General features: G+C 67.0%; 19 protein-coding genes. 15 read left to right on the forward strand and 4 right to left on the reverse strand.

Going from position 1 to position 19972, the window contains the following annotated elements; all coding sequences use genetic code 11:
- Positions 1 to 41: 41 nt before the first annotated feature.
- Positions 42 to 2138 (forward strand): site-specific DNA-methyltransferase, encoded by a 2097-nt coding sequence (locus ACP4E5_RS40265; RefSeq protein WP_425838306.1) that lies wholly within the window; start codon positions 42 to 44, stop codon positions 2136 to 2138.
- On the forward strand, positions 2138 to 4687 hold the full coding sequence (locus tag ACP4E5_RS40270) for a DEAD/DEAH box helicase family protein (RefSeq protein ID WP_425838308.1): 2550 nt from the start codon (positions 2138 to 2140) through the stop codon (positions 4685 to 4687). The genes ACP4E5_RS40265 and ACP4E5_RS40270 overlap by 1 nt, the downstream gene beginning before the upstream one ends.
- A 493-nt stretch (positions 4688 to 5180) precedes the next feature.
- On the opposite strand, the gene ACP4E5_RS40275 is transcribed toward ACP4E5_RS40270, so the two are convergent.
- The 4 genes from ACP4E5_RS40275 to ACP4E5_RS40290 all read right to left on the reverse strand — a co-directional run bounded on the left by ACP4E5_RS40275 (position 5181) and on the right by ACP4E5_RS40290 (position 7759).
- Positions 5181 to 5897, reverse strand: a complete 717-nt coding sequence (locus tag ACP4E5_RS40275) for a DUF2637 domain-containing protein (protein ID WP_425838311.1) — start codon at positions 5895 to 5897, stop codon at positions 5181 to 5183.
- A 39-nt stretch (positions 5898 to 5936) separates the two neighbouring features.
- On the reverse strand, positions 5937 to 6305 hold the full coding sequence (locus tag ACP4E5_RS40280; protein WP_425838314.1) for a winged helix-turn-helix transcriptional regulator: 369 nt from the start codon (positions 6303 to 6305) through the stop codon (positions 5937 to 5939).
- A gap of 147 nt (positions 6306 to 6452) precedes the next feature.
- Positions 6453 to 6878 (reverse strand): hypothetical protein, encoded by a 426-nt coding sequence (locus ACP4E5_RS40285; protein ID WP_425838317.1) that lies wholly within the window; start codon positions 6876 to 6878, stop codon positions 6453 to 6455.
- Positions 6875 to 7759 (reverse strand): GGDEF domain-containing protein, encoded by an 885-nt coding sequence (locus tag ACP4E5_RS40290; protein WP_425838320.1) that lies wholly within the window; start codon positions 7757 to 7759, stop codon positions 6875 to 6877. Before ACP4E5_RS40290 ends, ACP4E5_RS40285 begins: the two co-directional genes overlap by 4 nt.
- Before the next feature lie 362 nt (positions 7760 to 8121).
- Between ACP4E5_RS40290 and ACP4E5_RS40295 the strand changes: the two genes are divergently transcribed.
- The 13 genes from ACP4E5_RS40295 (at position 8122) to ACP4E5_RS40355 (ending at position 19931) form a co-directional block, all read left to right on the forward strand.
- On the forward strand, positions 8122 to 8553 hold the full coding sequence (locus ACP4E5_RS40295) for a helix-turn-helix domain-containing protein (protein WP_425838322.1): 432 nt from the start codon (positions 8122 to 8124) through the stop codon (positions 8551 to 8553).
- Positions 8554 to 8821: 268 nt separating this feature from the next.
- Positions 8822 to 9187: a M78 family metallopeptidase domain-containing protein gene (locus ACP4E5_RS40300; protein ID WP_425838325.1), complete on the forward strand. Its 366-nt coding sequence runs from the start codon at positions 8822 to 8824 to the stop codon at positions 9185 to 9187.
- Positions 9184 to 10347, forward strand: a complete 1164-nt coding sequence (locus ACP4E5_RS40305) for an MAB_1171c family putative transporter (protein WP_425838327.1) — start codon at positions 9184 to 9186, stop codon at positions 10345 to 10347. Before ACP4E5_RS40300 ends, ACP4E5_RS40305 begins: the two co-directional genes overlap by 4 nt.
- On the forward strand, positions 10347 to 11555 hold the full coding sequence (locus tag ACP4E5_RS40310) for an FAD-dependent oxidoreductase (protein ID WP_425838330.1): 1209 nt from the start codon (positions 10347 to 10349) through the stop codon (positions 11553 to 11555). Before ACP4E5_RS40305 ends, ACP4E5_RS40310 begins: the two co-directional genes overlap by 1 nt.
- A gap of 139 nt (positions 11556 to 11694) precedes the next feature.
- Positions 11695 to 12312 (forward strand): hypothetical protein, encoded by a 618-nt coding sequence (locus ACP4E5_RS40315; protein ID WP_425838333.1) that lies wholly within the window; start codon positions 11695 to 11697, stop codon positions 12310 to 12312.
- A 1344-nt stretch (positions 12313 to 13656) separates the two neighbouring features.
- Complete coding sequence (locus ACP4E5_RS40320) at positions 13657 to 14187, forward strand: hypothetical protein (RefSeq protein WP_425838336.1); 531 nt, start codon at positions 13657 to 13659, stop codon at positions 14185 to 14187.
- Between the two features lie 826 nt (positions 14188 to 15013).
- A complete protein-coding gene (locus ACP4E5_RS40325) occupies positions 15014 to 16465 on the forward strand; it encodes a TadA family conjugal transfer-associated ATPase (protein ID WP_425838339.1) in 1452 nt (483 codons plus the stop codon).
- 335 nt (positions 16466 to 16800) lie between these two features.
- Positions 16801 to 17382 (forward strand): type II secretion system F family protein, encoded by a 582-nt coding sequence (locus tag ACP4E5_RS40330; protein WP_425838342.1) that lies wholly within the window; start codon positions 16801 to 16803, stop codon positions 17380 to 17382.
- Complete coding sequence (locus ACP4E5_RS40335) at positions 17379 to 18272, forward strand: type II secretion system F family protein (protein ID WP_425838345.1); 894 nt, start codon at positions 17379 to 17381, stop codon at positions 18270 to 18272. Before ACP4E5_RS40330 ends, ACP4E5_RS40335 begins: the two co-directional genes overlap by 4 nt.
- A 33-nt stretch (positions 18273 to 18305) precedes the next feature.
- Positions 18306 to 18500, forward strand: coding sequence for a hypothetical protein (locus ACP4E5_RS40340; protein WP_425842193.1), 195 nt, complete (start codon positions 18306 to 18308; stop codon positions 18498 to 18500).
- Positions 18407 to 18916, forward strand: coding sequence for a TadE family protein (locus ACP4E5_RS40345; protein WP_425838348.1), 510 nt, complete (start codon positions 18407 to 18409; stop codon positions 18914 to 18916). The genes ACP4E5_RS40340 and ACP4E5_RS40345 overlap by 94 nt, the downstream gene beginning before the upstream one ends.
- Before the next feature lie 17 nt (positions 18917 to 18933).
- On the forward strand, positions 18934 to 19482 hold the full coding sequence (locus ACP4E5_RS40350) for a TadE family protein (RefSeq protein WP_425842015.1): 549 nt from the start codon (positions 18934 to 18936) through the stop codon (positions 19480 to 19482).
- A complete protein-coding gene (locus ACP4E5_RS40355) occupies positions 19479 to 19931 on the forward strand; it encodes a hypothetical protein (protein WP_425838350.1) in 453 nt (150 codons plus the stop codon). Before ACP4E5_RS40350 ends, ACP4E5_RS40355 begins: the two co-directional genes overlap by 4 nt.
- Positions 19932 to 19972: the final 41 nt, after the last annotated feature.

Below are 19972 nucleotides of genomic sequence, written 5' to 3' on the forward strand. Positions count from 1 at the left end.
ACATGGATCGGGTCACGTCATCGATCCCCGAAGGACGTGCCATGGCAACTAAGCTGACGCCACGTCATCAAGGTCGCCTCGAACTGACGTGGGCGGACAAGGATAAGGCTCTACTGTCCACAGGGGACGGCAGGTACGACTACAGCTTCGTCGATTCGTGGGACTACCGTGTGTCCGAGGTCCGGCTGCTCCACGAGGTCGGCAGGGTGGCGGCTCCCACACCCGAGGAACGGCCGGTGGGGCTGCCGAGGCCGACCGAGGACAATCTCCTCGTCACCGGCGACGCGATGCACGTTCTTGATGCTCTGGCGAAGATCCCGGCCTACTCCGACCGGTATCTCGGCAAGGTGAAATTGGTCTATATCGATCCGCCGTTCAACACCGGCCAGGCGTTCTCGCAGTACGAGGACAACATCGCGCACTCGATCTGGCTCACTCTCCTTAGGGACCGCATTCGCCAGATCCGGCCGTTGCTGGCTGAGGACGGTTCCGTGTGGGTTCACCTCGACCACACGGAGTCGCACCGGTGCCGTGTGGTCCTCGACGAGGAACTGGGGGAGGACAACTTCGTCGCGGAGGTCGCCTGGCAGAAGGCGGACTCTCCGCGCAACGACACCAAGCTGCTCTCCACATCGCAGGACACGATCCTCGTGTACCGCAAGAGCGACTTATGGTTGCCCAATCGAATGCCGAGGCTCGCGGCTTCGAACACCTCTCGTTTCAGGTCGCGGGACGAAGACCCGATCCCCTGGGGTGACAGCGACGCGACGGCGGGCGGCGCGGCGTCGCATCAGTCGATGGTCTATGCGATCGAGCATCCGGTCACGGGGAAGTTGATGTACCCGCCGCCGGGACGGTGCTGGGGGAAGGCGCAGTCATGGATGCTGGAGCAGATTTCCGAGTACGCGCCGTACGAGCTTCGCGACATCGAGGACGAGGCGGAGCGGGCCCGGATTTGCGGAGTCACACGGGGCGAGGTGCGGCCCAAAGTCCCCGCGATCATGCTGTCTGTGCCAGCTGAGGAGGCCGCCGCGAAGGCCCGGGCGCGATACGACGCTGGTCACTGGCCGGACCTCGTCATGCTCGGCCTGCGGGAGCGGCTCCGCCGAAAGAAGCACCTGGAGGACGACGGCCGCGTCCCGGAAACCTGGTGGCCGGGAAGCGAGGTAGGCGGAAACTTGCGAGGCAAGGTCGAGAACAGGGCGCTCTTCCCCGATGAGCATCCCTTCGCGACCCCCAAGCCGGAGCACCTGATCGCCCGGATTGTTCACATCGGGTCGCTGCCGGGCGACATCGTGCTGGACTGCTTCGGCGGGTCCGGTACCACGGCGGCGGTAGCCCACAAGCTGGGCCGCCGGTGGGTGACTTGCGAACTGCTGCCCTCCACCGTGAGCCGGTTCCTCCTTCCTCGCCTGACGAAGGTGGTCAACGGTGAGGATCCGGGCGGGGTCACCAGCGTTACCGAGCGCACCACGGCCGTCGTGGGCGACGACGAAGACGAGGCGCTGCCTGAGGGAATGTCCCCTGAAGACGCACAGGAGTTCAACCGGCTGCTCAACAAGGTGACCAAGGCGGGCGGAGCCGGACTCGACGAGGGCACGATCAAGGCGTTGAAGGCGGCTACGAAGACCAGGAACGTCACGACCGTGAATTGGCATGGCGGTGGTGGCTTCGCCCATCTCCGTGTCGGCGAGTCCATGTTCGTGAAGTGGCACGACAGGATTCTGCTCGCCGACTGGGCGACCCAGGGGGCGCTGGTGGAGGTCATGTGCGCTCAACTGTCCGTCCGCTACCAGCCGGACGGCGCCTTCGTCGGTCGGCATGGACGCACCCGCTATGTGGTGCTCGACGGGATGGTCGGGCAGGACACCATCGCGTTCCTCCTCGACCAACTGCCCGCAGGCGAGGTGGTGGAGATCTGGGCAACCCAGATCGGGGACGGTGCCGGAGATGCGTTGAAGGCCCAACGTCCGGGATCGAAACTCGAATTGATTCCGGACAACGTCCTCGACCGATACCGCCGCAAGCCCACCCGGAAACGTCCGTTCGGTGCCGGCCGTGCCGTGCCGACACCTCGCACCGCCGGGGAAGCGAGCCCACCTGGCTCCGCTGTGGGGGTCGAAAGGGAGAGTGTCTGATGGGGGAGCTCCAGTTCCAAGCCGATCTCCTCAACGAGGTCGCGCACCGTCTCGACCTGCGTGAGCCCAACCGCAAGGCCATCGAGTCGGTGATCCTTCGCACCTCCGACCACTACGACGTGCAGGAGCGGACGCAGCCCTTCGAGTGCATCGTCGACTCGGCGACCGGTGTCGGAAAGACCTACGTGATGGCCGGGCTCATGGAGTACCTGGCCGATGCGGAGCATCCGGCCCGGAACTTCCTGCTCCTTGCACCCGGCCGCACTATCCGCGACAAGTCGGCTCTGAACTTCACGCCGGGCAACCCGAAGTCCTTGCGGCCTCTGATGCGTTCGAATCCGTACGTCATCAGCGCGGAGAATTTCGACTCGCAGGCCGCAAGGGCGGCGATGGACGACGTGAGTGTCACGAAGCTATTCGTCTTCACCGTCCAGGCGCTGACCTCGGCCACGGGAGAGGGACGGGCCACCCACGTGTCTCTCGAGAACCTGGGGGCCTCGCTCTACGAGCGTCTCGCCCAACTCGACGACCTGGTGATCCTCGCTGACGAACACCACTGCTACCGCGGGCCCGCCTTCTCTCGGACCATCAGGGAGCTCAAGCCGGAGCTCGTGGTCGGCTTGACAGCCACACCCGCCAACGCGGACGAGAACCTGGTCGCCTTCCGGTATCCGCTGGCTGCCGCGATCGCGGACCAGCTGGTCAAGACCCCAGTCATGGTCGCGCGTCGTGACGATCGCACTGACACGGAGACGAAGCTTCTCGACGGCGTCAGTCTGCTCCGGTACAAGACCGCAGCAGTCGACGCGTACTGCGTTGAACAGGACCTCCCGCGAGTGAACCCAGTCATGCTGGTCATCGCAGGGTCCATCGAAGAAGCCCGGGAGTACCAGGACGTTCTCGACTCCACGAGCTTCGACGCGGGCTCCTGGGCCGGCAAGACCTTGCTCGTGCACTCGAAGCTGACGGGTGAGGCGAAGGAGGAGTCACTCGCTGACCTGCAGGCGGTGGAGGACCCAGACTCGTCAGTGCGGATCATCATCAGCATAGGGATGCTCAAGGAAGGCTGGGACGTCAAGAACGTCTACGTCATCGCATCCATGCGCGCCTCGGTATCCGCAGTGCTCACCGAACAGACCCTGGGCCGCGGCATGCGGCTCCCCTTCGGGCGCTACACCAACGTCGAGTTCCTCGACACCCTCGAAGTCCTGGCCCACGAGAAGTACGGCGACCTGCTGAAGAAGCGCAATGTGCTCAACGAGGCGTTCATCGACTACGGTACCTATGCACAGTTACGGAAATTGGCTGATGGCAGTGTGGAGGTGCGTCAGGAGTCCATCACTCCGCCTGGCCTGGTCTTCCCGACCGAAGCGGCTGTCGCTGGGGAGCCTGAGGTACGTGGAAGTATCCCGTTCTCTCGGGGGACGCCGGTGTCGGTGGCTGCCGAGTCAGTACGTGCAGCGACGGTTGTTCGCTCCAGCGTTGGGATCGTGGATCAGAAGACGCGCGCCGGCCAGGCGGAGAAGCATGGGAAGTCCACCGGGATCGTCGAATATTCTCCGCTGCCGCAGCGGGAGCCGATCGTGGTCCCTCGGCTCATCTCCGTGGTCCAGCCGGCAACGGTCAGCCTGAACGACATCGATCCCGAGAACTACGGGCCGTTCCAGCGCCTGGGGCGGGCCCTGGCCAGCGACCATTCCGATGAGCTGCGCCGTACCAAGTTGTCCGCCAGCCACAACTGGAAGAGGGCCCAGGTCCACACGGAGACCGCCCAGGGGCCGATCAGGGCCGCCCTGCCGTTGGACACGCCGCTTGCCGAGTCCCGTAAGGCGTTGGTCCAGCGTGCCATGTCAGCCAGGGACGTGCCGAGCCGTGCGAACGAGTGCGGAGCCGCGGAGAGGATCGTCGACTGCGTGATCAAGGCCATGGGCGACGAGGCCCAGGAGTGTCTGTCGGCATTCGGGGAAGTGTGCGGGCAGCGGCTCGTCACGCAGATCGGTAAGACGCTGCGGGAATTCAACCCCACCCAGATCTCGTACATCGATGACGTGGAATGGCTCACGATCGACAAGGTCCGCAAGGCGCAGCGGAAGCAGGAAGCGGGTCACGCGGACGGGGCGTTCGACAAGACCGTTGCATTCAACGGGTGGCAGAGGAATCTCTACAGTCACGCCTGGTTCGACAGTTCCCCCGAGTTTCAGGTAGCAGGCATGATAGACAGCAGCGGTTCCGTTCTGACCTGGGCACGACTGCATGTCAACGACGTGCCGATCCAATGGACCACGGACGGCCGGAACTACAACCCGGACTTCGTGGTCATCGAAGAGTTCGGAGCGGAACGCTTCGGCTGGCTCGTGGAGACGAAGAGCGACAAGGACATGCCCACTGCGGAAGTGCAGGCGAAGCGGCGCGCAGCGAGGAAATGGGCCAACACCGCGAACTCATCCCCTCAGGTCCGAGGCGTCACATGGAAGTACCTTCTCGCCGGCGAGCAGGACGTAGCGGACGCGGCCGGATCGTGGGAGAGGCTGAAACTGTTCTGCGGGTAGCAGAGGTTCGTCGAGGTGGTCCTGCTGCCGCCTAGCCCTCACTCGCGGCGGAGCCGTGTGTCTGGATCCGGTGCAGCGGCAGGCTCGGGACGAGAATTGGTCAGGGCCCTGTGCGTGGTGGATGCGCACATGCGGCTATGTCCGTCCACGTCGTGTGAGAGCGTGGGACGGCTCCGGGGACCGGGCATGGTGCCCGCATGCGTGGTCAGTGGCGCCCGAGGGCGTGATGTCGCCGTACAGGTGGCTATACAGCGTTCAAGGGCTCGCGACGTCCTTGTCCGCATTGCTGGGGGTCAAGGGGTCGCAGGTTCAAATCCTGTCGTCCCGACAGAAATGTCGGCTTGTGAGCGCAAGCCGGAGGCCATCTCCTCGTGATCGAGGGGATGGCCTCTTGTGTTGCAGGCGTGGTGGTCGCCGCGGGGTGGTGAGGGCTGGGCGCGATAGGTGCTCGGCGTTTGTCACGGGAGAGGGTGTGCCAGAGCGCCTGCGTCCCTCAGCCGGATCGATCGCGGCCGTGTTGATCGGCACGCGTACGAGTCCCGTGAGCAGAGTCTGTGTCGCCCCCGCCCTCCCGTAGTCGGGAATTCAGCTGCCGTGCTCGCGATGCCCCGATCCGCAGCTCCTTGCGGAGAGTCTCGGTAGGCACGGGACGCTGGTGCAGCTCGCGGTGTCTGGCATCGATTTGGCGTGCCTGTGTCAGTAGCGGGTCGTCCTGCGCGCTGGCCCGTTTCGTCTTGGCTGTCGTCTCCCGGGTGCGTATCGGCCCCGGTGTGTTCGTGGGCAGGTGTGCCAGGAGTTCCACCGAGAGCAGCAGTGCGACCGGGGGCCAGCCGGCGACCAGTACCGGCTTCCACGCCGGCGTTGGTGCGGCCGCGATGTTGGCTGCCAGGGAGACCGCGATGCCGAGGAGGAAGGACAGCCATACGAGGCGGTGTGCGTGATGTGTGCCGGTGCGTGTCTGGCGGAGGAGGGCTGCCGTTGCCAGCAGGAGGAGGCCGTCCACCGACAGGGGCCATAGTGACGCGCTGATGGGGTCCGCGCCGCCCTGTAGGGCGAAGGTGCGTTGGTGGACGTAGGAGGCGTAGGCCGCCACGCCGGCGACCGTGAGGGCGCAGCCGCCCCGGAGCCAGGCGTCGAGTTCGGGGAGGTGGGTTCTACTCGTTCGGCTGGGTTCCTGGCTCGGGGCGGGGCTCTTGCGTGGGGGCTTCATTGCGTGCGCTGGGTCGGGGTTGCGGGTGGGGGGCGTCGTTCACTCGGGGCCGCTGTCCGGTGGGGGCGGGCTGTGGCGTTGTGCCCAGTGCATCAAGGGCACGAGGGCGTCGAGGAGTTCTTGTCCGGCGGCGGTGATGCGATACGTCGTGTGGTAGGGGAAGCCTGTGTCCCGGTCTTTGTCGATCAACCCGAGTTCGCGCATCTTCGCGAGTGTGCGGTTCAGGACGGACTCCTGGATGTCGCGGCGGCTCGAATTCTGGTCTGCTTCCCCGGAGTTGCTGTTGTTGGCGCGTACGTTGTCGAGGAGTGTGCGGTACTGGAGAGGGCCGGGGGCGAGGGCTTCCAGGATGTCGGGGAGCCACTCGCGTCGCAGCAGGCGCAGCGCGTAGCGGGACTGTCGTGACACCGATGAGGGTGTGGGCTGCGCTGGGGGTGGCGTGTCTGTGTGGTGGTCCGGCTTGGTGCGGCGGGGCAGCCAGGGGCGCCAGTTCGTGAGTCGTGAGCGGTGTGGGTGGTTGGTGTCCGGTGGGCGTCGCATGGTCGTGTGTTCCTGTCACGCCGGAGGGTGGGTGTCCGGTTCGGCGCAGTGGAGGAAGCGGCGTAAGGCGCGTGGGTCGGTGAGGACGGTGATGTCTTGCGGCCTGATCAGCCAGTACGGGCCGGGAGGGCTCGTGGTGTCGGCGTCGGGGACCACGATGTAGCTGTGGTGGCCGAGGCCCCGCGTCGGCGGCTCGTCCCAGGTCGCGACGGTGTCGAGGGGCGTGAGGAAGTAGAGGCTGGGGACCTTCATGTCGAGGTCGGCGATGACGGGGCCGAGCCGGGTCGGGGCCAGTGTGCGGAACGCGCGGACGACGTTCACACCCAGTACCTCCGGGACACGTACGGTGTCCCACCAGGTTCCCGCGGGGACGGCCTGTGCGCCTTGTTCAGGTACCCAGGCATCGAGGTTGAGCAGCTCGGCTTGCCGATAGGCCTTCATAGTGTGTCCAGGGGTGCGGTGCAGCGGTTGAGGAGCGTGGAGAGGACCGTGTAGACGTGCTCCACGCCGAGGGGCGACAGCGCCAACTCCCGTTCAGCTGCGCGCGGGAGGCAGTGGTGGGGCGCCAGCATGAGACGGATTCCCATGTCATGGCTGATCCCTGCGTCGCGGGACATCCACGGTTGTCTGCTGGCGTCTTTGGCAGGGATGCCGGGGTGGGGGAGTGCGACGCGGACCTGGTCGCCACCGTTCTGCTTGGCCTGGCGTAGAGCGGTGTCGCAGTCCAGCAGGAGGTCCGCCAATGCGCCAGGAGGCAGGTCGGTGGCGACCGCGACGCCCATGGAGACGGTCTGGCCGGCCAGGGTCGCGAAGACGCCGCGCTCGGTGAGCACACGGAGGACGAGCCTGCGGACCTGGTCCCGCATCCGCCGGGCGAGCGCCAGGGTGTGGTTCAGGTCCAGGCCGGGCAGCAGGATGAGGAACTCGTCCCCGGCGCAGCCCCCGTAGCGGCCGACGATGCCGGTGTCCCCGCTGCCACTGCGAAGCACCTCCGCTATGGCGTGCAGCATCTTGTCGCCGGCGGGGTGGCCGTAGGTGTCGTTGATCGCCTTGAAGCGGTCGACGTCGGCGAGGATCAGGGCGAGTGAGCGGCGTTCGCGGCGTGCGTCGGCCACGGTGGCGGCCGCTCGGCGGTCCCAGGTGTGTCGGTAGAGAGCTCCGGTGACGGCGTCGACCAGTGACTCCCCGCATACGGTGCAGCGGTATGCCTGCCTGTTCGTTTCCGGCCTCGGGGGTGGTGCGGGGGACTCGCCGCCGGGCGGAGGCTGTGCGGCGTAGGCATCGGTCCGTGCGTCGTGGAACGGCGTTGCGTGCTGAGCCATGGTCATCGTCCCCTCGTGGCGTCGGCACGAGTTCACACTGTGGGGCGGGCGTCTCGGCTTGCCGATATTCAGCGCCGGCCGGAACAGGACCGGTATTGGGGCGGATCTTCAGGCGCCCAAGTCCCAAGTGATTGTTCGTGCTTCATTAATTCACGAATTGACAACTCTTGGGTGATCGACAGAAGTTGTTGCGCAACTCCTGGTTGAATTCAATGGGGTGCGAGTCTAGAGTGCGGTAGCGCGGTTCTGTCAACTGGTTCGTGAGTAAAGCGAGTTGAAGGGGTGCTGGTAGGGCTTCGCTTCGGAAGGGATGATCCGTGCCGGGTGCTGCGGGGCGGCCGACATTGGCCGAGAGGCTTGAGATGCTCTTCGACGAGATCCGTCCGCAAGAGCCGACGGGGCGTAGATATACCCACGACGAGGTCGCCGCAGAGTTGCGGCGGATCCAGCCCGGCCTGCGCGTCAGTGGCGCGTATTTGTCGGCTCTGCGCAACGGATCCAAGCGCAATCCGTCGCTCGACCTCCTGACCGCGCTGGCGCGGTTCTTCGGCGTATCGGCATCGTATTTCCTGGATCCGGCGCCGCAGGACCAGGCGGAGGAGGTGATCACCCTCGCCAGGGTGGGGCATCACCCCCAGGTTAGAAACCTAGCCCTGCGCGCACTGGAGCTCAGTCCTGATTCCTTGGCCGTCGTGACGCAGATCGTGGAAAGCGTTCTGGGTGACGTTCGCCAGGAGTCGCCAAGGGGAGACCGGGAGATCGCGAATCGGGGAGATTCACAGTCCGGTAGCTGACGAGAGTATGGGCTGTGCCAGGTGCATCAGAAGCCACGTGAAGTCGTGGGTTCAAAGCTTCCTGTAGATATGGGGGAATTCAAGATCGATGAGTGAACGCGACTTACGTAGACGCTGCCGAAGGTTACTCAATGAGCTGGAGATCAGGCCGCCCCTGGACGTGGAAGACCTGTGCCAGCGGTTCGCGCAACAACGGGGCAGAGATCTTCACTTGGTCCCCTTCGATATTCCTGTGTCCGGACCGTACGGTCTCTGGATCGGTGATGAGATGACGGACTTCATCGTGTACCAGAAGCAGACCAGCCCGGCCCACCAGCGGCACATCATTCTGCACGAGATCGGCCATATCCTTGCAGGACACGAGAACCGCACACCACTAGAAGTTCCCTCGGGACTCGGACGGGGCGGCTCCGAAGGTCCGTACGGTCGCACGCCACTCCTCGACGAAAGCCGCATCCTGCGCGCACTGGGGCGCTCGGCCTACGACCACGAGGATGAACGTGAGGCCGAGACCGTAGCGACGATCATTCTGGAGTGGGCGTCCGTGCTAGACCGGGTTGTTCCCAGGGCGGCGGATGAGGCCACTGCGCGTCGCATAGATGTGGCGCTCAGTGACCGACTGGGGTGGCTATGAGTGGGCTTCTCGGGGCGTACGGCATCACTGTGTTCGTAGTCCTCACTTGGGCGCTCCTTCGCCTGAGGCGAGCGCCCGCAGACCGAGCGCTGTGGTCTCTGTGCGGCTTGATGGCCGCATGGATGACGGCCTTCCCTTTCGGCCGAGCGGCAGACCACGGCTTTGGACTACTCGGTACGACCCCGATGGTGTCACGCCTCATTGAGCATGCCCTGGGTGCCGTGAGTTGGCACGGGCTGATTTGCTTCTACCTCTACTCGGCGCTGGACAATCGTCAGGCGAGGCGTCGTGCTTTGCTGTATGCGATTCCGCTGGTTTTGACGGTCGCAACCCTGGTGTGGGCCGCGCTGTCAACGCCAAATGGAGTGGGCACCCGTGATCACCACGTAACCAGTGTGGCTGTCTTTTATGTGGTCGCAGACGCCTATCTTGTCTTCGGGTTTTCCAAGGCGTGGGCCTGGAATCGCTGCTATGCGCGAGGAGCCGGCCCTCGTCTGCGCAGAGGATTGCGCACCGCTGCTACCGGCATGCTCGCGATCGTCGCCGCCAACGTGCTCTTTATCGTGGCGGTCATCCGGCACTGGGCCGGGCGGGGCGCAGCCCCTGCGTCACTGGAGACCGCGGGTGCGGCATCAACCGCCTTGGGGTGGTTCGCGGCTGCGTTTTTCATGCTGCCCGGCCTCGCCCTGTTCCTGGTCGGGGTCACATACCCAGCGGCCGCCATGCGGGCTGTGGCCTTGAGGGTGTGGTGGCGACATCTGATGCACTTCCGTCGCATGGGGCCGCTCTGGACTGCCCTCCATGACGTCTTCCCTGGGAACGTGCTGCCGCGTGTGCCCACGGCAGCCTGGCGAAGTCTGCTCAATCCCGGTGCTGTGCACCGCCGTTACTACCGCAGAGCCATCGAATGTCGTGACGGCCTGGTGCGTATCAGCCCTTACCTGACACCGCAGGGCGAACGCACTTCGGAAGTCGCAGGCGGCGAGGTCATTTCTGCAAAGCTGCGACGGGCCCTTCGGTCCCATCGACCCGGCGAGATGGGGGCCGAGCTCGCCGTTCCTGTGGCCGTGCCGCAGGAGGCATCCCTGGAAGCGGATGTCCATGAACTCATCGTGCTGTCGGACGCTCTACGCGCCACGGATCCGAATGGAGGACCGTAATGCACGCATTGATCATCGGGGGCGGAGTCGCGGGTCCGACCACTGCGATGGCGCTGAAGAAGACCGGAATCACCTCGACCGTGTACGAAACCCACCCCTGCGGCGTGAGCGAACGGGGCGCGTTCCTCGGGCTCTTCGCCAACGGGATGGATGCCCTGCGGGCGATCGACGCGCACCAACTGGTTCTGGAGCGGTCCTTCCCCACCACTCGGATTGAGTTCGTGACTGGCAGGGGGAAACGACTCAAGGATGGACGGCTCGACCGGGACCGCTTTGGGCTGCTATCGGGCCCGCGCATGTTGAAGCGTGCCGAACTCTGCCACGTGCTCGCCGAGGAGGCGCACCGACGTGGCATCCGCATCAAGGCTGGCAAAGCCCTCGTCTCGGCGGTGCGCACCACGGCTGGCCGCGTCATCGCCACGTTCAATGACGGCACCGAGGCCGAAGGTGATCTCTTGGTCGGCTGTGACGGCATCCACTCGGTGGTCCGGCGCATGATCGACCCTCTTGCCCCCCACCCTCGTTACACGGGCGAGGACGTGGTGTGTGGCTACGTGAGAAAGGCTCCCGTGACCGCTCCGGAAGAGACGATGCGCATGGCGTATGGCAAGCGTGCACTCTTCTCTTACCTCACAACGCCCTTTGGGGACACGTGGTGGTTCGTTAACATTCCCGGCCCGGCGTCTGCGTCGCCCGCCCCCGCAACGGCCACGCCTGAGCAGTGGAAACGTAGGGCGCTGGAGAGGGTGGCCGGGGAGGGGGCCGCCGCCACGGACCTGATCCGTGCCACCAGAGACGACGTGGTGGGCATCGGTGTCTACGACATCGCGTCTACCCCCGTGTGGCACACAGGCCCGATGGTGATCATCGGGGATGCGGCCCACGCGGCGGCGCCCAACGCCGGTCACGGAGCGTCCATGGCCCTTGAGGACAGCGTGGTGCTGGCCAAGTGTCTGCGCGACGTGCCCGGAGAGGATGCGGCCTTTGAGCGCTACGAGCAACTGCGTCGTCCTCGTGTTGAGGAGCTCGTGGCCACCAGCGCAAGCATGAAGAGGCGTGCGATCCCCGGCCCGCTTCAGCGGATCCTGCGCGACTTCATGTTGTCGCGGCTACTGAAAGACGGGCCGCGCAACGCGGCTCCGTGGTTGACCCGTCATCACATCGACTGGGAGGAAAAGATTTCACCCGAGGTAAAGGATCGGCAATGAACGCGTACCGACTCTGAAGTCCGTACGCGTACGCACCTTGCAGTCGGAGCGTAGAGGCGGAGTAGAGGAATGGATGTGCCGACCGTGTCGCGTGTGGCCGGCGGGCAACGTCATCCGATTTCTTCATCCGATGGGGGAGGTGTCCATTGTGCAAGCCGCGAACGGGCGGAGCGCCAAACGGCGTGTTCTCTGCTCCGGTGTCACTTCTGCACTGCTGCTGCTTGTGGTTGCCGGCTGTACCGACTCCGGCAACCACGACAGAACGAAGGGCGACGGGGGCAGCGGCAGCTACCCGAGTGTGGGTCCGATGAGCTCCTCCGCCTCTACCGCCCCGTCGGCCGCGGCCATCGCCCGGCGGCGAGCGACCGCCGCGTACCTCGGCATGTGGCGGGACATGGCGGTTGCCGCGCGGACATCCGACTGGAGGTCGCCACTGCTCAGCCGCCATGCCACAGGGGACGCGCTCGGTGCGATCACGCGTGGGATGTATGCGGATCGGCGTAACGGCCTCGTCACCAAGGGAGCACCGCGCAACGAGCCGAAAGTCGCGCGGCTCAGGCCGCGTGACGTTCCTGTCGTGGTGTTGATCTCCGACTGCGGCAATTCCACCCACTGGTTGAAATACCGCAGGGGGACTGAGGATTTGGCGGATGGCCGGCCGGGCGGGCCTCGGCAGATTACTGCTGAGGTGAAGAAGCAGGACGACGGAGCCTGGAAGGTCACACGCTTCGCCGTGCAGGAGGTCGGCTCGTGCTGAAACGGCCGCTTGCAGCGATCGGGGTCGCCACAGCGGTTGTGTTGGCTGGTGCCGCGGAGGCCTTCGCCGACGACGGCTGGGGTGTGGTCGACTGCTCGCAGAACCCCCGTCCCGGCTGCGAGCTCGGTGTCGGCAAGGGCGGCGGTGGAAGCGATGTCCCGCGACGTACATACCCCAGGACGCCTCCGTCTGTCGGTAACGGCGGAGGCGGCGGCACGGCGGCACCGCGCGATCCGAATCTCGCCGATTGTGCTTACGAGCGCAGCGGCTACAAGCCCCCGCCGGAGGTGGCTCCGGCCGCCTATCCCCGCTCGGCGGGAAGGCAGCGGTCCCGAGCCGTGCAGGTGACGCTCACGCACGGACTCGGGGCCGCTGGGGAGGATTCCGCGCGCCAGGGCAACGGTGGCTGGTACGTGTACCGGTGCACCCGCGGCGGGACGCGGGACGCCTTCTACCGGCCGCCCGTGTGGATCCCGAACGCGGCAGGCGGTGCTGCCGACCCGGCTCCCGCCCCGGCACCCGCGGACCTCGCGCGACGCGCGCGTGCTCAACTCCGCCTTCCTGAACCAGAGATGGGGATGAGTCCGAGAGGTGAGCAACTGGTAAATCTGCCGACTTGGCTGTGGTTGGCACGCAGCGACTGGCGGAGGGTGTCCGCGGCAGCCTCCGTACCGGGTGTCTCTGTGACGGCGGCGGCCCGGCCGGCGAAGACCGTCTGGACCTTCGGCGACGGCAGTTCGGTGACTTGCCAAGGGCCCGGCACCCCGTACGCAGGGGCGGTCGACGCGAATCAGTCGTCCCCTGACTGCGGGCACACCTACCGCACCTCATCGGCAGGTCGACCAAGCTGCGCCTACATCGTCTCGGCGACCGTGCACTGGAAGGTCACCTGGGCGGGAGCCGGCCAGACCGGCACGTTCCCCGACCTCACGACCACGTCCAACGCGAGTGTTCGCGTCGCCGAGAGCCATGCGCTGAACACCAGAGAATGAGCGCGAGGCTCCGTAAGGAGAAGGCGCCCGCCCCATATGGCTCGACGGCCGGGGCACCAACCGAAATCGATCACGAGCACCGTGCAGACCGTGCGGTGCTGAGAAGACATGTGCCGGGAGGCAGCAGATGGTGGAACCCCGAGTGTCCCCGCACTCGACAGCGAGGCACGGTGCACCGTCCGCGCCGCGAGGCGGAGACCCCAGGAATCCGAGGAATCCGGGCAACGCCCAGAAGCCGCAGGCGCGCCCGATGAGGCGTGCCCCGACAAGGCTGACGGCGTTGCCCCGGATCAGGCGCCCGCGACACCTTCTGCTCGGGCTGCTCCTCGTGGTGGGTTGTGCGACCGCGGGCGTGATCGTCGGTACCCGACTCGGCGACAGTAAAGCGGTGTTGGCCCTGGCCCGCCCGGTGGCGGTCGGCCACGAACTGCGTGCACGGGACCTCCGCGAGATCAGCATCACGGCGGACAGTGACCTCCCGTCCCTCTCCGCCGGCTCTCGCTCGAGGGTGGAGGGACGGCCCGTTGCCTACAGCCTCCCAGCAGGTGCACTGCTGACAGAGGCGGTCGTCGGGGAGGCAGCACGGGTGCCGCCACCCGGCAAGGCAATCGCGGCAGTCGGCCTGAAGGCAGGTCAGTTCCCGCCCGGACTGCAACCGGGGAACCGTGTCACGGTCGTCATGACGTCGCGCGCATCAGGGGACACCGCTTCCACGGCAGCGTCCGCCACTTCCTGGCGCGCCACCGTCATGGCGGTGGAGACACCACCGAACGAGCAGACCACCGTGGCCTCCCTGCAGATGGATGGTGGCGCCGCACGGCAACTCGCCACAGCAGGCGAAGGCGAAGTCGCTGTCTTCATCGTGAACGGGGGCCGGGAATGACGCTCGTAGCGCTGTGCAGCCTCAAAGGGTCTCCCGGAGTCACGACGGCCGCACTGGCACTCGCCGCGGGCTGGCCGACAGGACGGCAGACGGTGCTCGTGGAGTGCGACCCTGCCGGGGGAGACCTGCTTGCCCGGTTCCGTCTTGATCTTTCCCCGGGCCTGGTCACTCTGACGTCCGCCGCACGGAGAATGTCCGGACCCACCGAACTCCGCAAGCACACCCAGCAGCTCCCGGGTGGACTCCCCGTGGTGGTCGGTCCCGCGGGGGCGGCGCAGGCGCGCGCCGTACTCCGGCAGGTCGCCAACTCCCGTACGAATACGCTGAGTAGGGTCGCAAACCATGCGGGGACCGTGGTGGTCGCGGACTGTGGGCGAGCCGATCCGGAATCACCCGCCCTTCCGGTCATGAATGCGGCTGACGTACTGATGGTGGTTGCCCGCGCCCACGACGACGCCCTGTCGCACGTATCGGCGCGATGGAACGAGGTGGCGCACTGGGCACCGTGTGTCGGTCTTCTCTTGGTCGGTGACGGACACGCGACCCGGGCGATCGAGGAGGCCTTGAGGGTCGATGTGCTCGGACGCATCCCGGAAGACCGGCGCGGGGCGGCGCTCCTGGGAGGACGGGCGGGACCGCGTCGCGCGTCGGGGCGATCGCCGCTCGCCGGAGCGATGGCACGGATCGCGGCGACCGTCGCCGCCCCCTCGTTCGGCGGGAGGGCGGTCCGGAAGCCGCCAACCAGGCCTGTTGGACCTGATGTTGACGCGGACGGGGTTGCTCTAGCGGGCCGCGCTGCCCAGGTCCATCCGAGCGGAGTACTGCAATGAGTGAGACGAACGAGCCGATGCACGGACATGCACACCCACTGCCGCCTGGGTCCGCGGTGATTGATCCGGGCCTGCCATGGAGCAGTGCGGCGGCGGGCGGGGCGGCCGGCGGAGGGGGCGAGGAAGCCGGACCGTCCGCCGAGTTGTTGCGCCGCCGACTGTGCCGGGAACTCCCTGCTCGGCTGTCCGAGCGCATCCGCGCCGACGAGGAAGCCGGGCGCCCCATGATGTCGGAGCCCGAGCGTCGCGAACGGGCCAGGGCGATCCTGGTCGATGTCGCAGAGGAACATACACGCGCCCAACTCGGCTGCGGTGCGGACGTGGTGTCGCCCGACGTCGAACAACAGGTGATCGTGTCCGTGCTGGCAGACTCCCTCGGTCTCGCTGGGCTTGAGCCACTGCTGCGCGACCCGGACATCGAGAACATCAACATCAACGGCGACCGCGTCTTCCTACGGTTTGCCGATGGCCGACGCGAGCGCTTCCGGCCGGTGGTTCGCTCCGACGGGGAACTGGTCGCTCTCATCCGGGACCTGGCGGCACGTGCCGGTGTCGAGGAGCGCCGCTTCGATCGTGGAAGTCCGGGTGTCAGTTTCCAACTCCCCAGTGGTGAACGGGTGTTCGCCGTCATGGCAGTCACGGCGCGTCCGTCGGTGTCGATCAGGCGACATCGCTTCCAGCGCGTCACCCTCGCACAGCTCCGCGACGCGGGCGCGCTCGACCGCAACCTGGAGTCCTTCCTCGGCGCGATGGTCCGCGCCGGTAAGAACGTCCTGATCACCGGAGGCACGGCCATAGGCAAGACGACGATGCTGAGGGCCCTGGCCGCCGAGATCCCACCACAGGAACGTCTGATCACCATTGAGGACGTGCTCGAACTCGGCCTGGACGCTGACGTACGAGCCCACCCGGATGTTGTGGCCTTGCAGGCTCGCGAGCCGAACATTGAGGGCCAGGGCGCCATCAGCCAGGCCGAGCTGGTGCGGTGGGCGCTGCGCATGTCTCCGGACCGTGTGATCGTCGGCGAGGTGCGCGGACCGGAGGTCATCCCCATGTGCAACGCCATGAGCCAGGGCAACGACGGCTCCATGGCCACGCTGCACTCCTCGACGAGCCGTGGCTCGTTCACCAAGCTGGCCGCCTACGCGGTCCAGGGCCCGGAGCGCCTGCCACTGGAGGCCACCAACCTGCTGGTGGCCTCCGCTCTGGACTTCGTCGTACACCTCGACAAGCCGCGCGATGACCCGACCAAGCGCGTGGTGTCCTCGGTCCGCGAGGTCGTCGATGCAGACAACCAACAGATCGTCTCCAACGAAGTCTTTCGGCCGGGTGCGGACCTGCGAGCAGTTCCTGGCGCGCCTTTGCGCACTGACACGCTTGATGACCTGGTGGCCGCCGGGTTCGACCCCGAATGCCTCGACCGGATCGACCGGACCGAGTGGGGGTGAGGGAGGTGCCTGTTTACTCAGCGTTGCTGGGGTTGCTCGGACTCGGCTTCGGCGCGGGGGTGCTCGCCCTCGTACGGACGGCACGTCGCCCGGTCGGTGCGCACCCAGCGCGAACGTCTCGCCGGTCACAGCGAGCGTGCCGGCACATGGAGCATCGAGGGCGGTGGCTGGCCGCGGCAGCGATCGCCGGGTTGGCCTGTGGCGCTGTGACGGGCTGGGTGGTCGGTGGCCTACTGGGGGCGGCAGCTATGTGGAGTGTGCCGAGGCTGCTGGAACAGGGAGCCGCCCACCGTCAAGAGATCTCTCGGGTCGAAGGAATCGCCGGCTGGACGGAGATGCTCCGCGACACCCTGGCCGCAGCTGCCGGCCTCGAACAGGCCATCGTGGCCACGGCACACACCGCACCGGAGGCGGTCCGCCCGCAGGTGCGGGCCCTCGCCGTGCGGATCACCGCAGGGCAACGGCTCCCCGACGCGCTGCGGTGCCTCGCGGCCGACCTGGCCGACACCACCGCCGATCTGGTGATCGCCGCCTTGATGCTCGCCTCCGAACGACAGGGACGCCAACTCGGCCCGGTTCTCGACGCATTGGCCGCGACTGCTCGCGCCCAGGTCGAGATGCGGCAGCGGATCGACGCCGGCCGGGCCCGTGTACGCACCACCCTGCGCGTCGTCGTGATCACCACGATCTCCTTCGCGGGCGGACTGGTCCTTCTCAATCCCGCGTTCCTGAGCCCATACGACACGTGGAAAGGGCAGTTGGTCCTGCTGCTGATCGGGGCGGTGTTCGCAGGGGCCTTCGCCTGGCTGCGCCGGATGGCACGAATCGAGGAGCCCGCGCGGATCCTCGCGGCCCCGGGGGACAGCTTTGGTGCAGAGCAGGTGGGAGACAGCCCAGGGCGGGAGGCTCTCGCATGATCGCGATCGTGGTGATCTCGATGGGGGCCGGCCTGGGGCTGTGGGCTCTGACGCTCTGGATCGCCCCACCTCCGCCGCCTCTGACCGAGCTGGTCTCACGCCTCCATGCCGTGCCCGCGTCGCCAGATGGCGCTGCCGACCGCCAGCTGGGATGGGCTGAGCGGATGGGTGCTCCGTTCGCTCGCGTGCTGGGCGGCGTGGGGCTGCCCACTGCGGGTGTGCGCAAGGACCTGTCGGTCGTGGGGCGTCCGGTGGAGACGTACATAGGAGAGAAGGCGGCACTCAGCCTCGCCGGACTGTGCCTGCCGGCGGCCGTAGAGGCCATCCTCACCGTCGGCGGCCGATCCCTGCCCTGGCCGATCCCACTGGGTGGTGCGCTGGCCCTGTCGGCCGGGGGCTTCCTCCTGCCGGACATCGGCGTCCGCGCAGCGGCCGAGCGTCGACGAGCAGCCTTCCGGCACGTCCTGAGTGCCTACTTGAACCTCATCCACATCCTGCTCGCCGGTGGTGCGGGTGTGGAGGGCGCGCTGACCGACGCCGCCGAGATCGGCCACGGGCCGCTGTTCCAGCGCATACGCACCGCGCTGAACACCGCTCGCCTCACCCGCACTTCCCCCTGGACGACGCTGGGCCAACTCGGCGAAGAGGTCGGCGTGAGTGAGCTCTGTGAACTGGCGGCCGCACTCTCCCTCGCCGGAACCGAGGGAGCCAAGATCCGTGCCTCCCTCGCCGCCAAGGCGGCGGCGCTCCGCAGTCGCGATGCCGCCGAAGCTGAAGGCCGGGCCAACGCGGCCACCGAGCGCATGGCGCTGCCCGGCATGTTGATGGCCTTCGGGTTCGTGCTCTTCGTCTTCTATCCGGCCCTCGTCCAGATCGGGGCCTCGCTGTGAACACCCATCGATCACGCCTGGAGAACCACGGACATGTCATCCCTCACCTGCTATCGCTTCGTGCGAAGCCGTCTCAGCGTTGTCAGGCGCGCGATGAGGCGCGACACCGGCGGCATGACGACCGAACAGGTCATATGGATCGCCTTTCTTGCCGCGCTCGCTCTGACCGTGACCGGACTGTTCGGACCGCAGATCCTGGCCGCGGCCCGAAGCGTCACGTTCAAATAGTCAGGCCCTGCCGCCTGTCCGCGCCGGTCGGGCGATTGGACGCGGGTGGCGGCACTATCGAGATGGTCCTCGTCCTGCCGTTGGTGTTCACTGTCGTCCTGCTGCTGGCGCAGGCGGCCGTCTACCTGCACGCCACCCACATCGCCCAGGCCACCGCCGCCCACGCGTTGGCGGCCACCCGTGTGCAACACGGAACCGTGGAGGCCGGCCGATCGGAAGGCGACCGCGTCCTGAACCAGTTGGGGCGAGGCCCCCTCCGCGATGCGCACGTCGACCTGAGGCGCGGGCCCCACCTCGCCGAGGCCGGGGTCACCGGCACGGCCGGTGCCGTTCTCCCTTTCCTGCAATTGCCGGTGCGAGCACGGTCCGTTGGTCCGGTCGAGACGGTCACAAACGACCGGGGAGGCACACGTTGAGGCCGGTCGTACCGTGGTTGTCGGCGCGGTGCCGGGCACGATCCGTCCCGTCGGGCGGATCCCAGCAGCACCGCAGCAGAGACGACACGGGTTCCGCAACCATTGAACTGGTCCTGACCATCCCGGTGTTGCTTCTGGCTCTGTGGTTCCTGGTCTTCTGCGGGCGGATGGCGGACACCCGCCTGCGTATCGATGACGCGGCCCATCAAGCGGCGAGGGCCGCGAGTTCCGAGCGCACGGCAGCGGCCGCCGAAGCGCACGCGCGGACGACCGCCGCGGAGGCGCTGAAGGGCGCGGGAGTCACTTGCCGCGATCTGTCCGTCCACACGCAGGGCAGCATGCGGTCGGGTGGTACTGCACGGGCTTCTGTGACCTGCCACATCGACCTGAGCGATCTTGCCCTGCTGCGAGTACCTGGTGACGCTGCGCTCACCTCAGAGTTCACGTCACCGGTCGATGTGTACCGCGGAGTCCCGTCGGCACATGCTCTGTCGGACACTGCCGAAGGTCTCACCTTGCCGCGTGTCGCGAGCACCTCGGTCCGCCGGGGAGTGGAGCACTCGTGACGTCCCCGAATCTGTCCGCTGCTCGCGGGCGCAAGGCGCTCCGGCGCGACGACGGCCAGGCGACCGTGTTCGTCGTCCTGATCACGGTCGCCGTGCTGATGTTCGCTGGACTCGTCCTGGACGGAGGCCTCGCCCTGGCGGCCAAGGTGCGCGTCATGGGCGAAGCCCAGGAGTCGGCCCGACGCGGTGCCCAGGCCCTTGACCTGGCAGCCTACCGAGCGCACGGCACGCTTCGGCTGATCCCTGACCAGGCCCGCGCCCTGGCCCTGAGCCACCTTTCCGCCACAGGCGACTCGGGTAGGGTCACGGCCACCGAGGACACCGTCACTGTGACGGTCACGGCACGATCCTCCACGCAACTCCTCGACGTAGTGGGCATCCGGTTCTTCACGGTGTCGGCTTCGGGCTCGGCGCATCCGGTGCGGAACACCGGCACCGCAGTGCCATGACACCACCAGCCTCTTCCGAGGGCGGGAACCGCGTGAACAGG

Source organism: Streptomyces fractus (assembly GCF_049844455.1).
GTDB classification, from domain to species: domain Bacteria; phylum Actinomycetota; class Actinomycetes; order Streptomycetales; family Streptomycetaceae; genus Streptomyces; species Streptomyces fractus.

Bases quoted from the DNA above. Each gene is read 5' to 3' on its own strand.
- ACP4E5_RS40295 (WP_425838322.1), top strand. From the start codon at position 8,122: ATGCTCTTCGACGAGATCCGTCCGCAAGAGCCGACGGGGCGTAGATAT.
- ACP4E5_RS40335 (WP_425838345.1), top strand. From the start codon at position 17,379: ATGATCGCGATCGTGGTGATCTCGATGGGGGCCGGCCTGGGGCTGTGG.
- ACP4E5_RS40265 (WP_425838306.1), top strand. From the start codon at position 42: ATGGCAACTAAGCTGACGCCACGTCATCAAGGTCGCCTCGAACTGACG.
- ACP4E5_RS40270 (WP_425838308.1), top strand. From the start codon at position 2,138: ATGGGGGAGCTCCAGTTCCAAGCCGATCTCCTCAACGAGGTCGCGCAC.
- ACP4E5_RS40340 (WP_425842193.1), top strand. From the start codon at position 18,306: ATGTCATCCCTCACCTGCTATCGCTTCGTGCGAAGCCGTCTCAGCGTT.
- ACP4E5_RS40275 (WP_425838311.1), bottom strand. From the start codon at position 5,897: ATGAAGCCCCCACGCAAGAGCCCCGCCCCGAGCCAGGAACCCAGCCGA.
- ACP4E5_RS40345 (WP_425838348.1), top strand. From the start codon at position 18,407: ATGGATCGCCTTTCTTGCCGCGCTCGCTCTGACCGTGACCGGACTGTT.
- ACP4E5_RS40285 (WP_425838317.1), bottom strand. From the start codon at position 6,878: ATGAAGGCCTATCGGCAAGCCGAGCTGCTCAACCTCGATGCCTGGGTA.
- ACP4E5_RS40305 (WP_425838327.1), top strand. From the start codon at position 9,184: ATGAGTGGGCTTCTCGGGGCGTACGGCATCACTGTGTTCGTAGTCCTC.
- ACP4E5_RS40310 (WP_425838330.1), top strand. From the start codon at position 10,347: ATGCACGCATTGATCATCGGGGGCGGAGTCGCGGGTCCGACCACTGCG.
- ACP4E5_RS40325 (WP_425838339.1), top strand. From the start codon at position 15,014: ATGAGTGAGACGAACGAGCCGATGCACGGACATGCACACCCACTGCCG.
- ACP4E5_RS40290 (WP_425838320.1), bottom strand. From the start codon at position 7,759: ATGGCTCAGCACGCAACGCCGTTCCACGACGCACGGACCGATGCCTAC.
- ACP4E5_RS40330 (WP_425838342.1), top strand. From the start codon at position 16,801: ATGCTCCGCGACACCCTGGCCGCAGCTGCCGGCCTCGAACAGGCCATC.
- ACP4E5_RS40300 (WP_425838325.1), top strand. From the start codon at position 8,822: ATGACGGACTTCATCGTGTACCAGAAGCAGACCAGCCCGGCCCACCAG.